The sequence below is a fragment of the Microbacterium sp. BF1 genome (assembly GCF_019279095.1).
Lineage (GTDB): Bacteria > Actinomycetota > Actinomycetes > Actinomycetales > Microbacteriaceae > Microbacterium > Microbacterium maritypicum.
The window spans coordinates 1-1,645 of record NZ_JAGYWT010000523.1; the positions used below are offsets into that span (position 1 = coordinate 1).

The window sequence follows — 1,645 nt, forward strand, 5'->3', positions numbered from 1 at the left end:
GACGCGCTCGCGCGTGGCGGCGCCGACGTATCCCCTGGCATTCACGACGCGGGACACCGTCTGACCGGAGACACCGGCCTCCCTGGCGACGTCTTCCATCGAGGGCTCGCGTCTGCGCGTCGACGTCGAAGCCCTGATCGACGAACTCAACGCCGACACCGCGTGCCACGGGTACATCGTGCAGCTGCCGCTGCCGAAGCACCTCGACACCGATGCGATCCTGGAGCGGATCGACCCGGCGAAGGATGCCGATGGTCTGCACCCGACCAACCTCGGGCGTCTGGTGCTCAACGTCAACGGACCCATCCACACCCCGCTGCCGTGCACACCGCGAGGGGTGATCGAGCTGCTGCTGCGCAACGACTACGACCTCAAAGGGAAGCACGTCGTCGTGGTCGGCCGCGGGGTGACGATCGGCCGCTCGATCGGGCTGCTGCTCACGCGACGCGACCTGAACGCCACGGTCACGCTCACGCACACCGGAACCGTCGACATGCCGCGCTACCTGCGAGAGGCCGATGTGATCGTCGCCGCCGCTGGCGTCAAGCACCTCATCCGCGCGGAAAACGTCAAGCCGGGCGCCGCCGTGCTCGACGTCGGCGTGACGCGAGAGACCGACCCCGATACCGGGAAGAGCCTGGTGTTCGGCGATGTCGCCCCCGACGTCGCCGACGTCGCCGGGTACATCTCCCCGAACCCGGGAGGCGTGGGCCCGATGACGGTCGCGCTGCTCATGACGAACGTCGTGGAGGCGGCCGAGCGGATCGCCTGACGCCAGCGCGCGCACCGCATGCGAAAGGCGCCCGTCCTCCTCGGAGGATGGGCGCCTTTCGACGTTCGCAGCCGGTGTATCGCGCCCGGTTCAGTCCGGGTTCGGGTCGGCTCTTCGCACTCAGCCCAGTTCGTCGAGCATGCGCCGCTGCTCGGGTGTGAGACCGTCGTCGAGCTCGTCGCGCGCGGCGCGTGTCTCGGGGGACTCCGCCGCGGCGGCGGTCGGAGACGCCGTCTTCGTGTCGCCACCCTTCACCCGCGCCTGCACCGAGTCGTAGATCTCTCCCGCCTTGGCGCGGAGCCGGTCGTCGATCTGGTCGTAGATCATCCATCCGAACAGCAGCGCGAGCGGCGGCAGCACGAACGCCCAGAAGCCGGAGGCGCGCACACCGCTCAGCCACACCGTGAGTACCCAGACGATCAGCTCGACCAGATACACCAGCACGTACTGCACGACCTTCTCGCCGGTCTTGGTGCGCTCGGCGGCCGACTTCGCCGCCGACCTGCGGAAGGCTCCGGCGAGCAGGGGCTTCACGAACAGGGCGGCGAGGGTCAGGATGACGGATGCCCACAGGGCGTTGAACCCGACCGAGACGCCCGGCAGCAGCAGGCCGATCACCAGCAGTGCGGCGACATTGAACACGTAGAGCGCGGCGAACCGGACGATTCCGTTCTTCATGCGACCAGAATCCCACATCCTCCCGCGGAGGATCAGCCCTGCGCGTGCAGCGTGCTCTCGATCCCGCTCCGATCTGACGGTTCGTGAGTCCTTCCGCGATCAAGCGCAGAATCTGGCTCTCGCGCAGGGTCAACGGCGCCTCGGGGGCGGGAGGGGCCGTCGCGCGAGAAGCGAGTTTGGTCCGCACACGCGCTG

2 protein-coding genes and 1 pseudogene are annotated in these 1,645 nt (G+C 68.7%); 1 reads left to right on the forward strand and 2 read right to left on the reverse strand.

Annotated features, from left to right (window positions below; genetic code table 11):
* Positions 1-177: LacI family DNA-binding transcriptional regulator (locus tag KZA10_RS18795; RefSeq protein WP_374196597.1), on the reverse strand; the 177-nt coding region annotated here is incomplete at its 3' end.
* Between KZA10_RS18795 and KZA10_RS14390 the strand changes: the two are divergent.
* Positions 125-772: pseudogene (locus KZA10_RS14390) on the forward strand (tetrahydrofolate dehydrogenase/cyclohydrolase catalytic domain-containing protein); the annotation flags it as partial. The gene KZA10_RS18795 and the pseudogene KZA10_RS14390 sit on opposite strands and share 53 nt — an antisense overlap.
* Positions 773-892: 120 nt before the next feature.
* On the opposite strand, the gene KZA10_RS14395 reads toward KZA10_RS14390, so the two are convergent.
* A complete protein-coding gene (locus tag KZA10_RS14395) occupies positions 893-1,450 on the reverse strand; it encodes a phage holin family protein (protein ID WP_141386340.1) in 558 nt (185 codons plus the stop codon).
* Between the last annotated feature and the right edge of the window lie 195 nt (positions 1,451-1,645).